This is a genomic window from uncultured Aquitalea sp., assembly GCF_945957525.1.
Taxonomy (GTDB): domain Bacteria; phylum Pseudomonadota; class Gammaproteobacteria; order Burkholderiales; family Chromobacteriaceae; genus Aquitalea.
The window spans coordinates 43,803-66,384 of record NZ_CAMFLA010000018.1 but is presented as its reverse complement, the minus strand read 5'-3'; the positions used below and the strand labels follow the sequence as shown (position 1 = coordinate 66,384).

Here is a 22,582-nt window from a genome sequence, read left to right as displayed (position 1 = left end):
CTGATGTTTGCCGAAGCCCGGCCTTGCGCCGGGCTTTGACGCATCAGGGGCGCAGGATGAAGTCGGCGCAGCGCTCGGCGATCATCACCACCGGCGCATTGGTGTTGCCGGAGACGATGGCGGGCATGACCGAGGCGTCGCACACGCGCAACCCGTCCACCCCGCGCACCCGCAATTGAGGATCCAGCACCGCGCGCGCGTCGTCGCCCATGCGGCAGGTGCCCACCGGGTGGTACACCGTCTTGGCATGGCTGCGGATGTGCGCGATAAGGACATCATCGTCTTCCTGCTCTTGCGCGGAAGGGCGCAGCTCTTCGGCTATGACCGCCTTGAGCGAGGGCGCGCGCAGTATCCGCCGTGCCAGTTTCACGCCGCGCAGCAGCCCGGCCACATCGTCTTCATGGCTGAGCGCGCCGCTGTAGAAGCGCAAGGGGGAGGCCGCATCCGGGCCGGAAAGGCGCACCGCGCCGCGCGATTTGGGGCGCAGTAGGCAGGGGTTGAGCGAGATGCCGTGGCCTGCCAGCGGGTCACGGTCCACATCGCCCACCAGCACCGGCAGCACATGAAACTGGATGTCGGGACGCGCACCGCCATCGGTAATGGCGAACGCACCGCTTTCCACCACATTGGAGGTGAGCAGGCCGCTGCGACACAAGCGCCACTGCAGGCCGTGCCGCAGCGCAGTCAGGCCGCGATCCTGCCCTAGGAGGCTGATGGGGTGCCGGCAGCGGCCATAGACCGACACTTCGAGATGATCCTGGTAGTTGTCGCCCACTTCCGGCGCATCTACCAGCGGCGCGATGCCGTGCGCCTGCAATTGGGCGGCGGGGCCGATGCCGGACAGCAGCAGTATTTTCGGGGTGGACAGCGCCCCCGCGGCCAGAATCACCTCGGCCCGGGCCCCGGCGCTGTGACGCTGACCGTCGGCCGTGCGCCAGCGCACACCGGTACAGCGTTTGCCTTGCCAGAGCAGGGTTTCCACATAGCAGTCGGTCAGCACGCTCAACAAGGGGTTGTGCCGCACGCCGGCCAGGTAGGTGGCCGCCGTGCTGCCGCGTTGCCCGTTGAAGGTGGTGGTGTGGAAAAAGCCGCAGCCAGCCTGCTGCGCGCCGTTGAAGTCGTCGTTGTAGGGTAGGCCGCACTCTTGCGCGGCCTTGACGAAGGCCAGGCTGAGCGGGTGGCGAAAGCGGGTGTCGCTGACATGCAGCGGCCCGGTCGTGCCGTGGTAGGGCTCGGAGAGTCGCATGTGGTTTTCCGCCTTCTTGAAGGCGGGCAGTACCTCGTCCCAGCCCCAGCCGCGACAACCCGCGTCGCGCCAGCCGTCGTAATCGGCTGGCGTGCCGCGGATATACACCATGGCGTTGACCGAGCTGCCGCCGCCCAGCGTGCGCCCTTGCGGCACATGCAGGCTGCGCCCGTCCGCCTCCGCCTGCGGTTCGCTGTGATAGATCACCGTGCGCTCGCTGCCGATGACCTTGATGAAAGTGGCCGGCATGTGAATGAAGGGCGTATTGTCGGCCGGGCCGTCTTCCAGCAACAGCACGCGCTTGCCGGCCTCCACCAGCCGGCGAGTGATGACGCAGCCGGCCGAGCCGCCGCCCACCACGATGTAGTCATGGGATTGCATTGCCTTCTCCTGATTGGTTTTACGCCGCGCGGGGGCGGCCATTCAGGGTAAGGCCTGGATTTTCCGCGCTTTGACCGGACCGGACCTGTCGCTTGATCGTGCGGGCCTTGCCGGGATTGCCCTCTATCCTTTCGGCCAACTATAAAAACAGGAAGAACCGCCAACAGGCACTGGGCGGCGGCTTGCGTCCGCCAGCCGGCGCAGCGCGCAGGCGGCGATGACAGGCATGTGCGACAGGGGGTATAGCATGGGGGTTTTGACCAGAGTCCGGTTGGCCGGCGCATTGTGTTGCGCGCTGATGCTGGCCCTGCTGGCGGCATTGGCGATGCTGGGGCGGGAGACCGAACGCCTGCACCAGAGCGAGTCGCGCCGCTATGCCAGCTATCTGCTGGCCAATGAGTTGCGGCAGAGCACGGACGATCTCACCCGGCTGGCGCGCAGTTATACCGTCACCGGCGAAGACCGCTTCCGCGATCAGTACCAGGCCGTGCTGGACATCCGTAACGGCAACCGGCCCTTGCCGCAGCATTACACGCGCATCTACTGGGACTACGTGACCGTATCCCCGGAAAAGCCGCGCCCGGACGGCCTGCCCGCCGCGCTGGAAGCGCGCATGCAGCAAGCCGGCTTCACGACCGAAGAGCTGGGCCGGCTGCACGAAGCCCAGCAGCAGGCGCAATTGCTGACCCGACTGGACGCCCAAGCCATGAACGCAGTGAAGGGCATCTATCCGGATGAGCACGGCGAATTCACCCAGCGCAGCCAGCCCGATTACGACATGGCGCGGCAGATTCTGCACGGCGACGCCTACAACCGGCTCAAGCTCAAAGTGATGAAGCCCATCGACGACGTTTACCGCCTGATCGACGAGCGCACCGCCCGCGAAGTGAGCGAGGCCCGCGATGCCGTGGCCTGGTGGACGCGCGCCATTCAAGTGACTGTGGGGTTGGCACTGCTGGCGGTGGGCTGGCTGGTGTTTTTTGTCAGCAACAGGCTGCTGCGCCGGCTGGGGGGCGAGCCGCAGGAGGCCGCCGCCGTGGCGGCCCAGGTGGCGGAAGGCGATCTGGTATGGCAGCACGGCAGTCATGCCAGCGGCAGCCTGCTGGACGCGCTGGAGCGCATGGTGAACGGCTTGCGTGCCCGCTTCGGGCTGATCCGCGCCGAAACCAACCAACTGGCGCTGACGGCGCTGGAGGTGCGCGGTACGGCGCAAACCATGGCGGAAGCCAGCGCCGTCAACGCTCAGCGGGTGGAACGGGCCAGCCAGCACCTGCGCGAGCTGAACGAGTCCTTCCAGAAAAGCGTGCTGCGCGTGCGGGAAACCGAGCAGATGGCCAGCCATGCTTCGCAATTGGCCGATGACGGCGGCAACGCGGTGCAGGAAACCGTGGAGGCCATGTGGCAGATAGCCCAACGCATCAGCCTGGTGGACGACATCGCATACCAGACCAATCTGCTGGCGCTGAACGCAGCGGTGGAGGCGGCCCGGGTGGGTGAGCAGGGCAAGGGCTTTGCCGTGGTGGCCGGCGAGGTGCGCAAGTTGGCCGAACGCAGCCAGAAAGCGGCGCAGGACATCAGCCAGCTCACTTCGGACAGCGTGGCGCGTGCCGAGCGCGCCGGTGAGGCGCTGTTCGAGATTGTCGACGCCACCCGCAAAACGGCCGACTGGATGCGGGAGCTGGCGGCCGTCAGCGGACGGCAAGGGCAGGGGCTGTCGCAGATAGACGCGCTGGTGGGCGGCTTCAGCCGCGAGGTGCAGTCCGCGGCCGGCATTGGCGAGGAACTGTCCGCCACTGCGGACGAGTTGACCTCGCAGGCCGAGCGGCTGGAGCAGGTGGTGGGGGCTTTCCGCATCTAGATCCGCTGACAAAAACGCTTGAGGCGTCGACCCCTAGCACTGCCAGCGTCAGCGCGCCGTCAAGTTGTTGTGTCCATCGCATAGGGGCAGCGGACCTCTCCTTGCGCTGTCGGGCCCCTTGGGTTTTTACTGTTTCATCTACGCCTCGCAATACGACATGGCTGAAAAAATCAGGGAACAGTGAGTGAATGACGCCCCATAACGATGCCGAAGAGATTGCCACCAGGCTGTATGGCCTGCAGCAGGATTCGCCGCTGCTGATCTCCCTGTTCGACAATCACGACCGTCTGCGCTACGCCAATACCGCGTTTTGCGAGTGCTATCAGGTGCATCCGCACGAGCGCATCAGCTGGTCGCAAATGATGTTGCGCAATTTCCGCCAGCAGCGCGGCGCCTTGATTCGCACTGACGATATCGATGCCTGGCTGGCGTCGGCCCGCTCGCGGCGCGGCAAGCAGCCGTTTCGCGCTTTTGAGGCCGATGTGACCGATGGGCGCTGGATCTGGATGACCGAAACCGTGCAGCCCGATGGCTGGATGCTGTGCATCGGCTCGGACATCACCAATCTGCGCGCCAGCGAACGCGAGTTGCGGCAGGCGCGCGATCTGGCGGAGCGCGCCTCGCTGACCGACACGCTGACCGGCGTCAGCAACCGCCTGCATGTGATGCGGCAGCTGGAAACCCTGCTGGCAAGGCAGAGACGCCTGCAGTCGCCGGGCGCGCTGGCAATCCTCGATCTGGATCACTTCAAGCAGATCAACGACCGGCTGGGGCATTTGGCCGGGGACAAGGTGTTGCGCGATTTTGCCTTGCGAGTGCCGCCGTTGTTGAAACCGCATGACGGTTTCGGTCGCATGGGCGGCGAGGAGTTTCTCTTGCTGCTGCCGGACCGGGAGCAGGAGGAGACGGCGCTGACCGTGCAGGCGATGCTGGCAGTGACGGAAAGCGCGCGCCCGCTGCTCGACCTGCCCACTTTTTCCTATACCTGTTCCGCCGGGGTAACGCTGCTGCGGCCCGACGACAACACGTCAACCGTGTTGAGCCGCGCCGATGAGGCCCTGTACTTGGCCAAGGCGGGCGGCCGCAACCGCTTTGTCATCCTCTGAGCGATGGGGGTGTCAGCCCGAAAGCACGGCGCAACAAAGAAAAAGCGGGCGCCGAAGCGCCCGCTTTTTACACAAGGTTGGCCGAAGGCCGGTCTGAAGCGGCCTGGCGCCGCAAACAACACCTGGCAGAGGCCCTGAGCCGCAGGCGGTACACGAAGTACGACCAGGAGGCTCAAGGCGGGACCTGGGGTTTTGTCAGCGGGTTTACTGCTTCACGCAGTCTACGCCGTATACCTTGCGACCCTCCACCTCGGTGGCCACCAGACCGTGCACATCGGTTTCAAAACCCGGCAGCTCGCGGTTGAAGGCCTGCGCAAAGCGCAGATAGTCGACGATGGTTTTGTTGAAACGCTCCCCCGGAATCAACAGCGGGATGCCCGGCGGGTAAGGCGTCAGCAGGACGGCGGTGACGCGGCCTTCCAGCTGGTCCACCGGCACGCGTTCGATCTCGCGGTGCGCCATGCGGGCGAAAGCGTCGGCCGGGCGCATGGCCGGCTCCATTTCCGACAGATAAATCTCCGTGGTCAGGCGAGCCACATCGTGCTTGGCGTACAGGCCGTGGATGCGCTGGCACAGGTCCTGCAGGCCCACGCGTTCGTACTGCGGGTACTTGGCGACGAATTCCGGCATCACGCGCCACATTGGCTGGTTCTTGTCGAAGTCGTCCTTGAACTGCTGCAGCAGCGAAATCAGCGTGTTCCAGCGGCCCTTGGTGATGCCGATGGTGAACATGATGAAGAAGCTGTACAGGCCGGTTTTTTCCACCACCACGCCGTGTTCGGTGAGGTACTTGGTGACGATGGCGGCCGGGATGCCCATCTCTTCAAAGCTGCCGTCCACGGCCAGGCCCGGCGTCAGCACGGTAGCCTTGATCGGGTCCAGCATGTTGAAGCCTTCTTCGATGCCGGCAAAACCGTGCCAGCGCGCGCCGGGGGTCAGCTCCCACTCCACCGGGTCGCAGATACCGTCGTCGGACAGGTCTTCCGGTCCCCACACGCTGAACCACCAGTCGTGGCCGTACTCTTCGTCCACCTTGCGCATGGCGCGGCGGAAATCCAGCGCTTCCACCAACGACTCTTCCACCAGCGCCTGGCCGCCCGGCTGTTCCATCATGGCCGCCGCCACATCGCAGCTGGCGATGATGGAGTATTGCGGGCTGGTGGAGGTGTGCATCAGATAGGCCTCGTTGAACCAGGCGGTATCCAGCTGACGGTTTTGCGGGTCTTGCACCAGAATCTGCGAGGCCTGGCTGATGCCGGCCAGCAGCTTGTGGGTGGACTGGGTGGAGAAAATCAGGCTGTCCTGGCAGCGCGGACGACCTTCGCCAATGGCGTGGAAGTCGCCGTAGAAGTCATGGAAGCTGGCGTGCGGCAGCCAGGCTTCGTCAAAGTGCAGCGTGTCCACTTCGCCATCCAGCAAGCCCTTGATCTCTTCCACGTTGTAGAGGATGCCGTCGTAAGTGGACTGGGTGATAGTGAGAATGCGCGGCTTGGCCTTGGGGTTCTTCTCCAGCACTTCGCGGGCGAAGGGGTTGGCCATGATTTTCTTGCGGATGTTGTCCGGGTGGAATTCCGACTTGGGAATCGGCCCGATGATGCCGTAATGGTTGCGAGTGGGCATCAGGAACACCGGAATCGCGCCGGTCATGATGATGGCGTGCAGGTTGGACTTGTGACAGTTGCGGTCCACCAGCACGATGTCGCCGGCCGCCACGCAGCTGTGCCACACGATCTTGTTGGAGGTGGAGGTACCGTTGGTGACAAAGAACAGATGGTCGGCGTTGAAAATGCGGGCCGCGTTGCGTTCCGAGGCGGCGATGGGGCCGGTGTGGTCCAGCAGCTGGCCCAGCTCGTCCACCGCGTTGCACACATCGGCGCGTAGCATGTTTTCACCGAAGAACTGGTGGAACATCTGCCCCACCGGGCTCTTCAGAAAGGCGACGCCGCCGGAGTGGCCGGGGCAGTGCCAGGAATAGGAACCATCGTGCGCGTAGTCCACCAGCGCACGGAAAAACGGCGGCGCCAGGGTGTCCAGATAGCTCTTGGATTCGCGGATGATGTGGCGTGCCACAAACTCCGGCGTGTCTTCATGCATGTGGATGAAGCCGTGCAGTTCGCGCAGGATGTCGTTGGGAATATGGCGCGCGGTGCGGGTTTCGCCGTACAGGTAAACCGGGATGTCCGGGTTGCGGCGGCGGATTTCAGCCACAAAGCTGTACAACTGGCCGAGGGCGTTTTCTGTCGCGTCATCGGTCTGGAATTCTTCATCGTCGATTGACAGGATGAAGCCGGCGGCCCGGCTTTGCTGTTGGGCGAAGGACGTAAGATCGCCGTAACTGGTGTAGCCGATCACGCTCATGCCTTCGGCTTCCATGGCGGCGGCCAGTTCGCGGATGCCGGAACCGCTGGTGTTCTCGGAACGGAAGTCCTCGTCGATGATGACGATGGGGAAGTGGAAACGCATACCTGAGTCCTTGTTATGTCAATAACTCGGACACTGTCGATCGGGAGGGCGCTTCAGGCATGCCGCCCGGCGTGGCCGTCAGCGGATCGTGCACCTGCAACGCCTGCCGGCAGTGTCGCTCGGTGCGCGTTGGGGCGCAGTCCAATGGCCGTCACGAACGGACGACGCGGATGGCTGGCCTTATAGGCGCGTAAAAAACGGGGCGCTTTGCGCCGCGGTGCGCACGAAAAACCCGGTACGGCGGCCATCGGTCTGCGTGAGGAACCGGGGCCCCGGGGCTTTCTTAGGGAGCACGTTTTGCGTGCGTCCTTCACGTCGGCCGGCTTGGAGAACATCCCAAGAAAGCGCGCATTGTAGACCTTTTAGCGCGCTTGTGTTGCAAAGCAATATCAATGCAGCGCAACAGCTCATGGTTTGATCAAATAAAGCGCGGCAAATCCTTGTGCCAAAAGGTTTTTCAGGCTGCCTGGACAAAGGCTAAGCGTTTGTTTTTCGGTGGCTTACGGGGTATGGCCTTCATCTGGCGGCGACGTGTTTTTGCCTTCGGCCAACTGTTGTTTTTTGTACTTTCTATCACGATAAAGCGCCAGCGCTTTCAGCGTTATCGCGCCGCCGCTCAATGCCAGCAGGAAGACCAGCGGGCCGGCCACCAGCCAGGGAAAGAACACGATGGCCGTCGCCAGCAGCAGCAGGGCGAGGCCAATGGTGAGAAAGGCGGACGCCTCGCTGGCGTCGATAGTGCGGGACCCACGCACTACCGCGCCCAGCGCATCGCCGATGCGCGCTGCCTGGCGGGCCGCCGCGCTGGCCCCGCTGCGCGCGGCCTCCGCCGGCGAGGGCATGCGCCAGCGGCGCGGCTGGGTCAGTTCCGGTCGTCGCCTTGCGCCGGCCAGCACCACTTCCGTCGCGTTGTCGAGATCCTTGAGAAACTGCTCGGCCAGCTGTCCGGCCAGGTTTTCGTCCTCGATGGCCACATCGATTTCGCGATTGGCCAGCCAGCTGGACAGATTCAGATTGGTGGAGCCGATGCGCGCCCAGCGTCCATCCGCCACCGCCGTCTTGGCGTGAATCATCGGACCATTCCATTCGAACACCCGCACTCCAGCCTCCAGCAGCGGGCGGAACAATGTGCGCGACACGGTGGCGATCCAGCGGATGTCGCTGGAGCGCGGCACCAGCAGCCGCACGTCCACGCCGTCGCGGGCGGCTTGCTTTAGCGCGGTCAGATAGGTGCTGGTACCCATGAAATAGGCATCGGTCAGCCACAGCGTGCGCCGGGCGAAGCTGGCGATCAGCAAGTCCAGCCGCATCATGTGCGCGGTGGAGGGGGTGGTGGCGATCAGCCGCGCGGATACTGCGCCATTGTTTGCCGTCTCAAGCGCAGTGCGCAACCAGCGCTCATCCAGCGCGCCGCCGCAGCTGGACCAACTGTCGGCAAAAGCCGCCAGTGCGTCCGCCACCAGCGGGCCGCTCACCCACAGCCCCGTGTCGCGCCAGGGCGGAATGCCCTTGTCGGGTTGCCCTTGCCAGCTGGCGCTCATGCACAGGCCGGAAATGAAGGCGGTTTTGCGGTCAACCACGATCGACTTGCGATGGTTGCGCCCCAGCAGCGTCAGCCCGCCGGTGAGGGTGGGCGGATTGTAGGCGCGCACTTCGCCGCCGGCGGCCTGCAACGCCCGAAAGCCGCGCCGCAGCGCCAGCTGCCAACTGCCCAGCCAGTCGTACAACAGGCACACCTTTACCCCTTCGCGCGCTTTTTGCGTCAGGATATCCAGCATGCGTTGGCCGAAGGCATCGTTGGACAAAATGTACATCTCGATGAAGATGCTGTCCGTCGCGCCCGCCAGCGCGGTTTCCCAGGCGGGGAAGTTTTCCGTGCTGTCAAACAGCAGACCCATGTGATTGCCGGCCACCAGCGGCGCGCCGGCGGAACGGGAGAAGGCCTGATCCGCCAGTTGGCGGACAAAATCCATCGGATTGCCGCTATTGCCGGAATGGTTTTTCGAATCGGTCTGCATTTTGTTTGACAATATTCAATAATGGGCCGTATTTATCGTTTTGGATGGGTCTTTTGTGCGCGAAAACGAGTCGTAAATTTGAATCTGCGCGTCACAAAAATAGAAAAAAATGCTGAAACCGCATCGGGTTTTCCCTGATTTTTTACTCGAAAAAATCACGTAATTATTTGATATAAAAGCATTAATGCGACGCACAATATGATGTTGCAAGGTCAAGCATATTGCCCTTAGAATCGAATCATTCGATCGACAATTATAAGCAGGACAGAGAAATGGACAGACAGCAATGGTTGCAGGGCACCCTGTACAACCCGGATTTCGAGCAGGATAGCTGCGGTTTCGGCCTCATCGCCCAGCTTGACGACAAACCTAGCCACTGGCTGGTGGAGACCGCCATCTCCTCGCTGGCCAAACTGACCCACCGCGGCGCGGTGGCCGCCGACGGCAAATCGGGCGACGGCTGTGGCCTGTTGTTCCGCAAGCCGGACGGTTTCCTGCGCGAGGTGGCCGCCGAGGCCAATATTTCGCTCAAGGCAGTGTACGCCGCCGGTCTGGTGTTTCACCACCCCTCGCAAGAGGCTGGTCAGCGCAGCCTGCGCCGCCTGAAGGAGTTCCTTGAGGCGCAAGAGCTGGAAGTGGCCGGTTTCCGCGTGGTGCCCACCAATAACGACGCCTGTGGCGAGGCCGCGCTGGCCAGCCTGCCCGCCATTGTGCAGGTGTTTGTGAATTGTCCGTTTGGCATGGACGAACTGGGCTTCCAGCGCCGTCTGTACATGGGTCGTCGCCAGGCTGAAAAAGCCAACAAGGCGGACGATCCTTACTTCTATATCCCGACGCTGTCGCCGCATACCCTGTCTTACAAGGGGCTGGTGACGCCGGACAATCTGCCGGCCTTTTTCCTCGATCTGCGCGATCCGCGTTTCGAGTCCAGCCTGGCGGTGTTCCACCAGCGCTTCTCCACCAATACCTGGCCGCAGTGGAAGCTGGCCCAGCCTTTCCGTTTCCTGGCGCACAACGGTGAAATCAATACCGTGCAGGGCAACCGCAACTGGGCGCGCGCCCGCGAGCGCATCATGGCCTCGCCGCACCTTGACATGGACGCGGTCCGCCCGATAGTCCAGACCGACGGTTCGGACTCCATGAGCCTGGACAACATGCTGGAAGGCCTGCTGATGGGCGGCATCCCGCTGTTCCGTGCGCTGCGTCTGCTGGTGCCGCCGGCTTGGCAAAACGTGGACTCCACCGACAAGGATCTGCGCGCCTTCTACGAATTCAACTCCATGCACATGGAGCCGTGGGACGGCCCGGCCGGCATCGTGCTGACCGATGGCCGCTACGCCGGCTGCATGCTGGACCGCAACGGCTTGCGTCCGGCGCGCTGGGTGTTGACCCGCGACAACATTCTCACCATCGCTTCGGAAGTGGGCGTGTGGGAATACAAGCCGGAAGACGTGGTGAGAAAAGGCCGCGTGAAGCCGGGCCAGCTGTTTGCCGCCGACCTTGCTACCGGCGAGCTCCTGATGCCGGAAGACATCGACGCCCAGCTCAAGAGCGCCAAGCCGTATCGCCAGTGGATCAAGGACAGCGCCAAGTACCTGGAACTGTCGATTGAAGACGACGCCGGCATCGAAGCCATGCCGCAAGACCAACTGACGCAGATGCAGAAGCTGTTCAACATCAGCTTTGAAGAGCGCGACCAGATCCTGCGGGTGTTGGCCGAAGACGGCCAGGAAGCCGTGGGCTCCATGGGCGACGACACGCCGATGGCCGTGCTGTCGCAAAAAGTGCGTTCGCCTTTCGATTACCTGCGTCAGCAGTTTGCCCAGGTGACCAACCCGCCGATCGACCCCATCCGCGAAGCGGTGGTGATGTCCCTCAACAGCGTGTTCGGCCCCGAGCGCAATATGTTCGAAGAGAGCGCCGAGCACGCCAAGCGGCTGGAAGTGCGCTCTCCGGTGTTGTCGCATGAGAAGTTCGTGCGCGTCACTACGCGCCCCGAGCCCTATCTGAAGGCCACCACGTTTGATCTGTGTTACGACCCGGCCGAATGCACGCTCAAGGACGCCATTGAGAAGCTCGCCCAGTACGTGGTGGAAGCCGTTCGCGAAGGCACCGTCATCGTGGTGCTGTCCGATCGCAACATCACACAGGGGCGCCTGCCGATTCATGCGCTGTTCGCCACCGGCGCGGTGCATCATGCGCTGATCGACTGCGGCTTGCGCTGCAAGACCAACATCCTGCTGGAAACCGGCACAGTGCGCGACGCGCACCAGATGGCCTGTGTGCTGGGTTACGGCGCCACTGCCGTGTACCCCTACCTCGCGTATCAGTCCATCATCGATCTGGTGAACAGCGGCGTGGTCGGCTGCAAGGTCAACGAAGCCTTGCAGCACTACCGCAAGGGCATCAACAAGGGCCTGCTGAAGGTGCTATCCAAGATGGGCATCTCCACCATTGCCTCTTATCGCGGCGCCCAGCTGTTTGAAGCGGTGGGTATCCACGAAGACGTGGTGGCCTTGTGTCTCAAGGGCACTGTCTCGCGCATTTCCGGCGCCGGATTCGAGGATTTCGAAGACGACCAGAAGCAGTTGTCCCGCTTCGCCTTCAATCCCATGCGTCCTATCTCGCAAGGGGGCCTGCTCAAGTACGTGCACGGCGAGGAATACCACGCCTACAACCCGGACGTAGTGCAACTGCTGCAAAAAGCGGTGCAAAACGACGACTACGCCACCTATCTGCAATACGCGGAAACCGTGAACACTCGCCCGGTAGCCATGCTGCGCGACCTGATGCAGCTGAAGTTGGCCGAAAGCCCGATTCCGGTTGATGAGGTTGAGCCGATCGAAGCCATCCTCAAGCGCTTCGACTCCGCCGGCATGTCCTTGGGCGCGCTGTCGCCGGAAGCGCACGAGGCGCTGGCTACCGCCATGAACCGTCTCGGCGGTCGTTCCAACTCGGGCGAAGGCGGCGAAGACGCTTCCCGCTACGGCACCGAGAAGATGTCCAAGATCAAGCAAGTGGCCTCCGGCCGTTTCGGCGTCACACCGCATTATCTGGTCAATGCCGAAGTGCTGCAGATCAAAGTGGCCCAAGGCGCCAAGCCGGGCGAGGGCGGCCAGTTGCCGGGCGACAAGGTGACCGGCCTGATTGCCCGTCTGCGTCACGCCAAGGAAGGCATCAGCCTGATTTCGCCGCCGCCGCATCATGACATCTACTCCATCGAAGACCTGGCCCAGCTGATTTTCGACCTGAAGCAGGTCAATCCGCAGGCGCTGGTGTCGGTGAAACTGGTCGCCGAGCCGGGAGTGGGCACCATCGCCGCGGGTGTGGCCAAGGCCTATGCCGACCTGATCACCATCTCCGGCTATGACGGCGGCACCGGCGCATCGCCGCTCACCTCGGTCAAATACGCCGGTTCGCCGTGGGAGCTGGGTCTGTCCGAAGCGCAGCAGGTGCTGCGCGCCAACGGCCTGCGCGGTCGCGTGCGCGTACAGACCGACGGTGGCCTGAAAACCGGCCTCGACGTGGTGAAAGCCGCTATCCTCGGTGCGGAAAGCTTCGGCTTCGGCACCGGCCCGATGGTGGCGCTGGGCTGCAAATACCTGCGCATCTGCCATCTCAACAATTGCGCCACCGGCGTGGCCACGCAGGAAGTCAAACTGCGCTCCAAGTATTTTGTCGGCCTGCCGGAAATGGTGATGAACTACTTCCTGTTCATCGCCCGCGAAACCCGCGAATGGATGGCGCGCCTGGGCGTGCGTTCCATGGAAGAGCTGATCGGCCGCATGGACCTGATGGACGTGCTGGAAGGGCAGAGCGACAAGCAGAAGAAGCTGGATCTCAGCCCGTTGCTGTCGCAAGGAACCGTGCCGGACGACGTGCCGCGCTATTGCATCAGCGACAGCAACCCGTCTTTCGACAAGGGCGAGTTGGCCGAACAGATTCTGCAGGACGCGCTGCCGGCCATCCACAACAAGCAAATGCTGGAGCTTTCCTACCCGATCGAAAACATTCACCGCTCCATCGGCGCGCGCCTGTCGGGTGAAATCGCCCGCGTGCACGGCGCAGCCGGCCTGCCGTTCCGCTGCCTCAACGTCAAGTTCACCGGCAGCGCGGGTCAGAGCTTCGGCGTGTGGAACGCTGCCGGCCTGCATCTGGAGCTGGAAGGCGATGCCAACGATTACGTTGGCAAGGGCATGAACGGCGGCCGCGTCACCATCTACCCGCCGAAGAACGCCAGTTACAAGCCGAACGAATCCATCATTATCGGCAACACCTGTCTGTACGGTGCTACCGGTGGCCAGTTGTTTGCGGCGGGCGTGGCTGGCGAGCGCTTCGGGGTGCGCAACTCAGGCGCGCTGGCGGTCATTGAGGGCGCAGGCGACCACTGCTGCGAATACATGACCGGTGGCACCGTGATCGTGCTGGGCGAAACCGGTTACAACTTCGGCGCAGGCATGACCGGCGGTTTCGCCTTCGTCTACGACCCGGGCGAGCGTTTTGCTTACCGTTACAACAACGAACTGATCGACATCCACCTGATCAACGGCGAGGCCATGGGCATGTACCGCGCCTTCCTGCTGGAGAAGATCGCCAAGCATGTCGAGCTGACAGGCTCCGCCACCGGCCGCGCCATGCTGGAAAACTTCGACGATTACGTGGATTACTTCTGGCTGGTGAAGCCGAAGGCCGCCACGCTGGACAGCCTGCTGAAGGATTAAGCGGCAATTCAGGGTGCATCAGAATCAGTGGCGGGAGGCAGATCCTCCCGCCGTAACGGAACACACGGCGCGGTTTGCATCCACTCAGACGAGCCGCCGCCTCACAGACAGGAAACGATCATGAGCGACGTATTCCAGTTCATGAAACTCTCGCGCAACCCTGGCGAAAAAGTAGAAGCCAGCGTGCGCAAGATCGAATTCAAGGAAATCTACCAACCCTTGCACAGCGTGGACGCCGCCGATCAGGCTGGCCGCTGCCTGTCATGCGGCAACCCCTATTGCGAATGGGAATGTCCGGTGCACAACTACATTCCCAACTGGCTGAAGCTAGTGAAGGAAGGCAAGTTGTTCGAAGCCGCCGAGATGTCGCACAAGACCAACAGCCTGCCGGAAATCTGTGGCCGCGTCTGTCCGCAAGACCGCCTGTGCGAAGGCTCCTGCACCCTGAATCAGGGTGGTTTTGGCGCAGTTACCATCGGCAGCATCGAAAAGTACATTACCGACGAAGCCTGGAAAGCCGGATGGCGTCCCGACATGTCCAAGGTAGTGTGGAGCAATAAGAAAGTCGCCGTCATCGGCGCCGGCCCAGCAGGTCTTGCCTGTGCCGACGTGCTGGCGCGCAATGGCGTCAAACCGGTGGTGTTCGACCGCTATGAAGAAATCGGTGGCTTGCTCACCTTCGGCATCCCCGAGTTCAAGCTGGAAAAGTCCGTGGTCAAGCGTCGTCGCGAGATCATGGAGGGCATGGGCATCGAATTTGTGCTGAATACCGAAATCGGCAAGGACATCGAAATCGAAGCCCTGCTTGAGCAGTACGACGCCGTGTTCATGGGCATGGGCGCCTACAAGTACATGAAGGGCGGTTTCCCAGGCGAAGACCTTCCCGGCGTACTGGAAGCGCTGCCCTACCTGATCAACAACGTGCGCCAGTGCATGGACACGCTGCCGGCTGACGATGCGCCGGTCAGCATGGCCGGCAAGCGCGTGGTGGTGCTGGGTGGCGGGGACACCGCCATGGACTGTAACCGCACCGCCATTCGTCAAGGCGCCAAGCGCGTTACCTGCGCCTATCGCCGGGATGAGGCCAATATGCCGGGCTCAAAGCGAGAAGTGGCCAACGCTAGGGAAGAAGGCGTGGAGTTCCGTTGGAACAGCCAGCCAGTGGCCATCGAACAACTGCCGAACGGCGCCCTTGCCGTGAAGTTGGCCGAAACCCGCTTGGGCGAACCCGACGGCAAAGGCCGTCGCAACGCCGAAATCGTGCCCGGCAGCGAAGAAAGCATCGAATGCGATCACGTCATCATCGCCTTCGGCTTCCAGGCGGAGGCGGCCAACTGGTTTGACCGCGCTGGCGTTACAACACAAGCAAACGGTCGTACCATTGCCACCGGCAACAGCAAATTCAAGTACCAGACCAGTCACGCCAAAATCTTTGCCGGTGGTGATCAGGTGCGCGGCGCAGACCTCGTTGTGCGGGCCGTTTTCGAAGGACGAGAGGCGGCGGAGGGGATGCTGTCCTATCTTGGGATCTGGTAGTAATTCATGGGTTTTGAAAAGCAAAAAACCTGCCATCTGGCAGGTTTTTTGCTTTTCAAGTCGGGTCGAAGCCAGATACTGTCAATCAGGTAAATTTATTGAATTTGTATTGTTATTGTAATTAACATTTACTATGCTTGAATGTTTGACTTGTCGAGCGGGGACTTCGAGTGGTGTGATACAGAATCAAGCCGAAGTTACTTAATTCTCGGATAGTTGCGTGGTGTAATATTTCAAGAATATGATCTTCACACAGCTCATTACGACTAGTAGGAACTGTCGCGATGTGAAGAGACGCATGGTGCAGGCGCATCTTGGTGGTCCTAAAACCTGAACTCGCGGTTTGTGTGATTGATTTGTCAAGAGAGCGCGGCGAGGCAATTGTCAGATATGATAGCGTCTGGACTAGGGTCTGCGTTTTGCCTTTTGCCTGTAGGTGTCCTTACTTGTATAAGTAATTCCAGTTTTGGAGTCAATAGATGAAAGCAGTGCTGCTGGCGGGTGGTCTGGGCACCCGCATTTCTGAAGAAACACATCTCAAACCGAAGCCGATGATTGAAATCGGCGGGCGCCCCATTCTGTGGCACATCATGAAGATGTATTCCGCGCATGGCATTAATGACTTCGTGGTTTGCTGCGGGTACAAAGGTTATGTCATCAAAGAATATTTCGCCAATTACTTCCTTCATATGTCGGACGTTACGTTTGACATGCGAAGCAACGAAATGCAAGTGCATCAGAATAACGCTGAGTCGTGGCGTGTGACTTTGGTAGATACAGGCGAAAATACGATGACGGGCGGACGACTGAGACGAGTTGCACGCTACCTCGGCGATGAGGATTTTTGTTTTACCTATGGCGATGGAGTGGGCACTGTTGATATTCGGGCTTCAATCGAGTTTCACAAAGCGCACGGAAAGCAAGCAACGGTTACAGCAGTACAACCCCCTGGCCGCTTTGGCGCGCTGGAGATCAATGGCAATACCGTGCATAGTTTCTTGGAAAAACCCAATGGCGATGGCGCTTACATCAATGGCGGTTTCTTCGTCCTCTCTCCTAAGGTCATCAGCCTCATCGAAGACGACAGCACCATCTGGGAACGTCAGCCACTGGAAGCGTTGGCCAGTAGCGGTCAACTGGAAGCCTTCAAGCATGATGGCTTCTGGCAGCCGATGGATACGCTGCGCGACAAGCAGCACTTGGAAGAGTTGTGGAACACCGGCAAGGCCCCTTGGAAGGTATGGGAATGAGGCCTGAGTTCTGGCAAGGCAAACGTGTTTTGCTGACGGGCCATACCGGTTTTAAAGGCAGCTGGATGTCGTTATGGCTGCAATCGTTTGGTGCAGAAGTTCAGGGACTGGCACTGGCCCCTCCGAGCACCCCCTCGTTGTTCGAGGCCGCAAATATTGCCCAAGGCATGCGCTCGGAAATTGGTGATATCCGCGATTTTGAGCATGTATTGCGAGTAGTTCAGGATTTCCAGCCCGAAATAGTCATCCACATGGCTGCCCAGCCTTTGGTGCGTTACTCCTACAAATACCCTGTAGAAACCTATGCAACCAATGTGATGGGTACGGTACATGTGCTTGAGGCGATAAAACAAGTCGGTAGCGCCCGGGTGGTTGTCAATATCACAACGGATAAGTGCTACGAGAATCGCGAGTGGGTATGGGGTTATCGCGAAGATGAAGCGATGGGCGGCCATGATCCGTACAGCAGCAGCAAGGGTTGCGCGGAGCTGGTTAGCTCTGCGTATCGCCGCTCTTTCATGCAGGAGGCCGGTATTGCCCTTGCCACAGTGCGCGCCGGCAATGTCATCGGTGGCGGAGACTGGGCCGAAGATCGGCTGATCCCTGACATGCTCAGGGCTTTCGAGCAAGGCTTGCCTGTGGTGATCCGCAATCCGCTGTCTACCCGCCCTTGGCAGCACGTGCTGGAACCCTTGTCCGGCTATTTGGCGCTGGCCGAGAAACTCTGGGAAGAACCCTCCGCGTATGCCGAGGGGTGGAATTTCGGGCCCAGAGACGAAGATGCAAAGCCGGTTGAATGGATTGTTTCCGAACTGCGTACAAAGTGGGGCGATGGCGCCAACTGGCAACTCGACGATGCTGCCCAGCCTCATGAAGCCGGTTTCCTGAAGCTGGATATTTCCAAGGCGCGTCATCGCCTTGGCTGGGGCCCTCGTTGGTCTCTGGAGCAGGCTCTCGAAAAAATCGTGTCTTGGCATAAGGCTTGGCTTGCCGGCGACGATGTACGCCAGTTGTGCCTGAGGCAAATCCAAGACTATCAAAACACCCCCATCAAGCATTAAGAGTGTGAATAAATGACTGACACCAAAATCCTACGTGAGAAAATCAGCCAATTGGTAGCGGAATACGCCGAGCAGGCCTTGGCAGCTAAGCCGTTTGTCCCGGGCCAGACGGTTGTGCCTCCATCTGGCAAGCTGCTTGGTGCTGAAGAGTTGCAACTGATGGTAGAGGCCTCGCTGGATGGCTGGCTGACAACCGGTCGCTTCAATGACGAATTCGAACGCAAGCTCGCTGAGTTTTATGGGGTGAAATATCTCATCACCGTCAACTCCGGGTCTTCGGCAAACCTGGTTGCATTCAGTACGCTCACGTCTCCCAAGCTTGGTGAAAGAGCAATTCGTCCTGGGGATGAAGTCATCGGCGTTGCCGCAGGCTTTCCCACAACTGTTAATCCGATCATTCAGTTTGGTGCGGTGCCCGTTTTCGTCGATGTGGAGCTCGGCACCTACAACATTGACGCCAGCAAGATCGAAGCCGCCATCAGTCCTAAAACCAAAGCCATCATGCTGGCACACACATTGGGCAATCCTTACAACCTCGAGGCCATTACCGCACTTTGCAAGAAGCATAATCTGTGGCTGATCGAAGACTGCTGCGATGCTTTGGGCTCTACCTATGATGGCAAGATGGTGGGCACCTTCGGCGATATCGGAACGGTAAGTTTCTATCCGGCCCACCACATCACCATGGGTGAGGGCGGCGCGGTATTCACCAATAATGAAGAGCTGAAGAAGATTGCTGAAAGCTTCCGCGATTGGGGGCGAGATTGCTATTGCGCGCCGGGACGCGATAACACCTGCGGCAAACGCTTCTGCCAGAAGCTGGGAAGCCTGCCGGAAGGCTATGACCACAAGTACACCTATAGCCATCTGGGTTACAACCTCAAGATCACGGACATGCAAGCTGCTTGCGGGTTGGCTCAGCTAGCGAAGGCTCCTGACTTCGTACAAAAGCGCAAAGACAACTTCGCCTATCTCAAGAATCGTCTTCGCAGCTGTGAAGAGTTTCTCATTTTGCCCGAGGCTACTGAAAAGTCCGACCCTTCCTGGTTTGGCTTTCCTATCACGCTTCGCGAAAATGCGCCGGTTTCTCGAGTGGAATTGCTTCAGTACCTTGATCAATACCGTATTGGTACCCGCTTGTTGTTTGCGGGCAATCTTACTCGCCAACCCTATATGATCGGTCGCACTTATCGCGTAGTGGGTGAACTCACCAATACTGATATCGTAATGAACAACACCTTCTGGATTGGAGTGCAGCCGGCATTGACAGAGGAAATGTTGGATTGGGCTGTTACCAAGATTGAAGCCTTTTTGGGTGTCAATTTTTGATCAGGGCACTAGCGGCCAGCCTTGACGGGCTGGCCAGAAAGAAAGGGATTTCAACAGCAGAAGTTCTTCGCTATGTGTTGGTAGGCGGAGGAAACACTGTCTTTGCATATGTATTTACAGTAGCAGTATATTATCTTTTTCAGGCAAAGTTTCATTTGGTTCTGATTACTGTTTTCACTAATGTTGTATGCATTACGGTTTCCTTTTTTTCCAATAAATTTCTTGTTTTTAAAAGCAAGTCACACTGGTTTCTTGAATATCTTCGCTGTTACGTTGTGTATGGCGGTAGTACGCTACTTGGGATTGCCGGGCTTTGGTTGTTAGTAAGCCAGTTTGGAGTACCCTTCTGGATTGCGCAAGCTGGCCTTATGGTCATTAGCGTCGTATTTTCTTATGTGGGTCACCGAAAATTTACATTTAAGAGCGCAAGATAATGAGTAAAACCAAGATGGTCAGCATTGTTGCAGGTTGTTATAACGAAGTTGATAATGTTGAAGAACTGACGCGACGTATTGGACTCGCAATGAGTCAGTTTCCTGATTTGGATTATGAAATAATTCTCATCGACAACGATAGTGTCGATGGGACAGATCAGAAAATCAAGCAGCTGTGTGATGCTGATAAAAGAATCAAAGCAATTATTAATGTGCGTAACTTTGGGCATATCCGTTCGCCCTATCATGCCTTGTTGCAAGCACAGGGAGATGCGGTCATCGGTATGGCTTCCGATCTGGAAGATCCCCCGGAGTTGATTGTTGATTTTGTAAAAAATTGGCTAGCGGGAAGCAAGATAGTCATTGGTGTGCGCCGCTCTCATGAAGAAAAGGGCATTACTCCTTATCTTAGAAAGATATATTATTCGCTGATAACTAGAATCTCTGAGGTTGATCAGGTAAGAAATTTCACCGGGTTTGGCCTTTATGACAAAAGGGTCATGGATATCTTGAGGGAAATTAAAGATCCATATCCATATTTCCGGGGGCTGATTTGTGAGATTGGTTATCCGCGGGTTGAGGTTCCATTTGATAAGCCATTACGTAAGTCTGGTCTGTCAAAAGGTAATTTCTTTGTTTACCTTGATAGTGCTCTTCTCGGTGTAGTAAACCATTCCAAGGCGCCTTTGCGCTTGGCTACCATTATTGGCGGGACCATGAGTGGCTTAAGCTTCATGCTGGGGGTTTACTATTTTGTACGAAAAATCATTGCTTGGGATGACTTCCAGGTCGGGTTTGCGCCATTGGCTATCGCCTTGTTTTTCTTTCTTGGCGTTTTGTTCTTCTTGGTTGGGATGTTGGGTGAATACATCGGCCTCCTTGTGACCCATACGGTCAAGCGGCCGATGGTTGTCGAGAGAGAACGCATTAATTTCGATTGAGTAGCCATGAATACAGCAATTCCTGCAGGATTTTCACTCTTTGAGCAAGATTTGCGAGCTATCTGTCAGCAGACTGAAGATGTTCAGCATGATTTTGTGAACGGCAATATTTTCGTTACTGGTGCGAGCGGTTTTTTTGGGATCTGGCTGGTTGAAAGCTTGTTATGGATGTCGCGTGAACAGAAGCTGAACCTTACTGTTACAGTGCTTCTTCGAGACGCAGCCAAATTTTTTGCACGGTATCCGCATTTGCAGGGGAATGATTCCTTGTACTGGGTGGAGGGAGACCTGAATGATTTCGAGTTTCCTAAACGAGCAATCAGCCATATCATCCATGCGGCGTCGGTTCCCAATTTGGGTGGGCGGGATGATTGGGCAAGCGAGCATGTTTGTGCCGGTGTGATTGGCATGAACCGCATACTTCAGCTGGCGATAGAGAAGAAAATTCGCTCCCTGCTTATTACGAGCTCTGGCGGGGTTTATACCTCCGTCCTGGAATGCCGTGGAGAGCGGGGCTTTGTCGAGGAAGTGGACAGCATGTCAGCCTTGATTAGCGAAAAGATTGTTTATGGGCAGACCAAGCGGATGATGGAAATAATGTCTGCCGCTGAGGCAAAAAAACACGGTTTCCGTGTGGCTATTGCCAGATGCTTTGCATTTATCGGACCCTATTTGCCCATGGATGCCAACTATGCCATCGGAAACTTTATCCGTGATGCAAGGGCAAAGAAAGATATCGTCATTGGTGGGGATGGAACGCCATTGCGTTCTTACTTGTATGCGGCTGATCTAGCTACTGCCTTAATAAAGATGCTGGTGAGGGCTCGCTCTGGAGTGCCCTATAACATTGCCGGAGCAGAAGTTTTATCCATAAAGGAGCTTGCCGCTCTTGTAGCCAAATGTCATGGCGTAAGCGCAGATTCAATTAAAATCATGACGCCTGCAGTTCCTGGTGCCGAGGTGAACAAGTACCTGGCAGACATTGAAAAAGCAAGCCAGGAGGGTCTGCTTTCTAACGCGACCAGCCTTGCTGATGCAATTGTTCGAACCAGCCAGTGGCTTGATATTAAGGTATAAGCCTGCGTTCCCATTCTGTATAAATACTGAGCGATTGTAATGAAAAATATCGAGCTCTCCAGAATTTCTGTTACTGCGGAATCCAGAATTTCCGATGTGGTCGCCTGCATTCAAAATAGCGGCTCTGTAGCATGCTGCTTGTATTACGACGATGAAGGTAAGTTTGTAAATATTTTTACTGATGGCGATGTGCGTCGTGCTTTTCTTGCTGGCCGTGGGTTGGCCGATTCTGCGCGTGAGGTGCTCAAGATCAAGCACTCCAGTGCGAGAGCTGAGCCGATCACGGCAAGTGCGGATTCAACTGATGATAAGCGCAGAGCCATTTTTGCCGAGCACAGCTTACGTCAGCTTGTGCTGGTAGATGGGGGTGGTCAGCCTGTAGATGTAATTGGTGCAGACCATCTTTGTCATGAGTATGATTTTCAGAAAAAGAATTTTTCGGCAATTGTCATGGCGGGTGGGTTTGGTACTCGGATGCGGCCATTTACCGATACAACCCCCAAACCGATGCTGAAAGTGAATGGGCGACCTATTCTGGAAATCAGCATCATGAAAATGATTGAGTTCGGTGTGCGTAAATTTTATATCACGACGCACTATCTGCCGGAAAAAATAATAGAGCACTTTGGGGACGGTAGCCGGTTTGGGGTGGAGATTCATTATATCAATGAAGAAATTCCGCTAGGCACTGGTGGGGCGCTGGCATTGGTGGATCAGCCTGATGAGCATATGCTGGTTTTCAATGGTGATATTCTGACCAATTTGAATGTGAGAATGTTTTTTGCTGATCACATGCGTACCAACGCTTGTATGACTATTGCCTCCACTCAGTACCATGTTGAAGTTCCATTCGGGGTTATTGCCGAAGAGGACGGGGTCGTGGCAAAAATAGATGAGAAGCCTGTCTATAAATTCATGGTCAATAGTGGAATGTATTTCGTCTCGCGTGAGGTTTTTGAGCATCTGCCATCAACAGGAAAATTTAATATGACTGATGTGGCTGAGCGGCTAATTGAAAAAGGGAAAAAGGTCTCCTGCTTCCCGATTTATGAGCATTGGCTGGATGTTGGCCGCCCTAGCGACTATGATATTGCGGCCACAATTTTCGAGTGAACCCATTAGGCTAGCTTTCATATCGAACCATCTTGCTGAGTAATTAAA

At 58.2% G+C, this 22,582-nt stretch carries 14 protein-coding genes; 11 read left to right on the top strand and 3 right to left on the bottom strand.

The features are described from left to right. Nucleotides 1–43 precede the first annotated feature (43 nt). Nucleotides 44–1,627, bottom strand: a complete 1,584-nt coding sequence (locus Q0P52_RS15800) for a GMC family oxidoreductase N-terminal domain-containing protein (RefSeq protein WP_293764904.1) — start codon at nucleotides 1,625–1,627, stop codon at nucleotides 44–46. 247 nt (nucleotides 1,628–1,874) lie between these two features. Between Q0P52_RS15800 and Q0P52_RS15795 the strand changes: the two genes are divergently transcribed. Then, entirely contained in the window at nucleotides 1,875–3,485 is a 1,611-nt protein-coding gene (locus tag Q0P52_RS15795; RefSeq protein ID WP_293764903.1) for a methyl-accepting chemotaxis protein, read from the top strand. 188 nt (nucleotides 3,486–3,673) lie between these two features. Then, a complete protein-coding gene (locus Q0P52_RS15790) occupies nucleotides 3,674–4,591 on the top strand; it encodes a sensor domain-containing diguanylate cyclase (RefSeq protein ID WP_293764902.1) in 918 nt (305 codons plus the stop codon). Nucleotides 4,592–4,795: 204 nt separating this feature from the next. Here the strand turns inward: Q0P52_RS15790 and Q0P52_RS15785 are convergent, their stop codons facing one another. Together Q0P52_RS15785 and Q0P52_RS15780 are read right to left on the bottom strand one after the other, a co-directional pair. Next, nucleotides 4,796–7,054, bottom strand: coding sequence for an arginine/lysine/ornithine decarboxylase (locus Q0P52_RS15785; RefSeq protein WP_293764901.1), 2,259 nt, complete (start codon nucleotides 7,052–7,054; stop codon nucleotides 4,796–4,798). Nucleotides 7,055–7,554: 500 nt separating this feature from the next. After that, nucleotides 7,555–9,072 carry a phosphatidylserine/phosphatidylglycerophosphate/cardiolipin synthase family protein gene (locus Q0P52_RS15780; RefSeq protein WP_293764900.1) on the bottom strand — a complete coding sequence of 506 codons (1,518 nt, stop codon included), beginning with the start codon at nucleotides 9,070–9,072 and terminating at the stop codon, nucleotides 7,555–7,557. Nucleotides 9,073–9,344: 272 nt separating this feature from the next. Here Q0P52_RS15780 and gltB point away from each other — a divergent pair, with 272 nt between their 5' ends. The 9 genes from gltB (at nucleotide 9,345) to Q0P52_RS15740 (ending at nucleotide 22,534) form a co-directional block, all read left to right on the top strand. Further along, the gene (gene gltB, locus Q0P52_RS15775; protein WP_293764899.1) at nucleotides 9,345–13,793 is read left to right on the top strand and encodes a glutamate synthase large subunit; all 4,449 of its coding nucleotides are present in this window, start codon (nucleotides 9,345–9,347) and stop codon (nucleotides 13,791–13,793) included. A 120-nt stretch (nucleotides 13,794–13,913) separates the two neighbouring features. Beyond that, nucleotides 13,914–15,329 carry an FAD-dependent oxidoreductase gene (locus tag Q0P52_RS15770; protein ID WP_293764898.1) on the top strand — a complete coding sequence of 472 codons (1,416 nt, stop codon included), beginning with the start codon at nucleotides 13,914–13,916 and terminating at the stop codon, nucleotides 15,327–15,329. Nucleotides 15,330–15,808: 479 nt separating this feature from the next. Then, a complete protein-coding gene (gene rfbF / locus Q0P52_RS15765) occupies nucleotides 15,809–16,579 on the top strand; it encodes a glucose-1-phosphate cytidylyltransferase (protein ID WP_293764897.1) in 771 nt (256 codons plus the stop codon). Continuing rightward, entirely contained in the window at nucleotides 16,576–17,640 is a 1,065-nt protein-coding gene (rfbG, locus tag Q0P52_RS15760) for a CDP-glucose 4,6-dehydratase (RefSeq protein ID WP_293764896.1), read from the top strand. Before rfbF ends, rfbG begins: the two co-directional genes overlap by 4 nt. 12 nt (nucleotides 17,641–17,652) lie before the next feature. Next, complete coding sequence (gene rfbH / locus Q0P52_RS15755) at nucleotides 17,653–18,969, top strand: lipopolysaccharide biosynthesis protein RfbH (RefSeq protein ID WP_293764895.1); 1,317 nt, start codon at nucleotides 17,653–17,655, stop codon at nucleotides 18,967–18,969. Between the two features lie 74 nt (nucleotides 18,970–19,043). After that, complete coding sequence (locus Q0P52_RS19355) at nucleotides 19,044–19,403, top strand: GtrA family protein (protein ID WP_366062555.1); 360 nt, start codon at nucleotides 19,044–19,046, stop codon at nucleotides 19,401–19,403. After that, on the top strand, nucleotides 19,403–20,344 hold the full coding sequence (locus tag Q0P52_RS15750; RefSeq protein WP_293764894.1) for a glycosyltransferase family 2 protein: 942 nt from the start codon (nucleotides 19,403–19,405) through the stop codon (nucleotides 20,342–20,344). The genes Q0P52_RS19355 and Q0P52_RS15750 overlap by 1 nt, the downstream gene beginning before the upstream one ends. A 6-nt stretch (nucleotides 20,345–20,350) precedes the next feature. Continuing rightward, nucleotides 20,351–21,421: an NAD(P)-dependent oxidoreductase gene (locus tag Q0P52_RS15745; protein ID WP_293764893.1), complete on the top strand. Its 1,071-nt coding sequence runs from the start codon at nucleotides 20,351–20,353 to the stop codon at nucleotides 21,419–21,421. Between the two features lie 39 nt (nucleotides 21,422–21,460). Continuing rightward, a complete protein-coding gene (locus Q0P52_RS15740; RefSeq protein WP_293764892.1) occupies nucleotides 21,461–22,534 on the top strand; it encodes a nucleotidyltransferase family protein in 1,074 nt (357 codons plus the stop codon). Nucleotides 22,535–22,582: the final 48 nt, after the last annotated feature.